General features: G+C 44.4%; 1 protein-coding gene. It reads right to left on the bottom strand.

Features of this window, described 5'->3' with window-relative positions; translation table 11 throughout:
- Positions 1–750: FAD-binding domain-containing protein (locus CWB76_RS19070; protein WP_212751301.1), on the bottom strand; the 750-nt coding region annotated here is incomplete at both ends.

The raw sequence follows: 750 nt of genomic DNA, 5'->3' as shown, positions 1-750 counted from the left end.
AAATCAAGCATCGGCTCTGGGTAATCTTCACCAAGTTTAAAGTCGTTAAATAACACTTCCATTGGCGTTTGTTGCCAGGGTTGATGTAAATATTCAATGGGGAGCTTTTCAAGTTCGGGGCACCATTTTTTTATAAATGCGCCGGTTGGGTCTTGATCTTCAGATTGTTTAATGGGGTTGTAATGGCGAATAGTATTAATGCCAGTAACCGATGCCTGCATTTGTATTTGCGGATAATGAATACCTGGCTCAAAGTCTAAAAAGTAATTAGCCAGCGGAAAACTTGCCTGTTGCCAGCTGATGTTTAAATGATGGGTTACAAAGCTCACCAGCATAGCGCGCATTCTAAAGTTAATATAACCGGTGGCTTTTAAACAGCGCATGCAGGCATCAATAATAGGAATACCGGTTTGCCCCTGTGCCCAGCGTTCAATATCGCTAGTAACCTTAGCGTCATCACGATACGGAAATGCATGGTAACCCGGATTTAAGGCTTTAAATTCCATGCTGCATTCGCTTTCAAACTTTTGCATAAAATGGCAATGCCAATGCAGGCGAGAGATAAACCCTGCAAGCGGACGCTTCCAGCCTTTTTTATCGGGATGGGTTGAATGGTATGCGTCTATCGCCATTTGATACACCTGCCTAAGACTAATATTGCCCCAAGCTAAATAGGGCGAAAGCCTAGAGCAATGCGTGCGGCTCAAGCTCGGGCTAGAGATCCCTTTTTGATAGCCTTTACCGCGCTCG

The sequence above is a fragment of the Pseudoalteromonas sp. S1609 genome, assembly GCF_005887255.1.
GTDB lineage: Bacteria > Pseudomonadota > Gammaproteobacteria > Enterobacterales > Alteromonadaceae > Pseudoalteromonas.
Note: the sequence above shows the minus strand (reverse complement) of the source record. Positions and strands in the feature narration are given on the sequence as shown.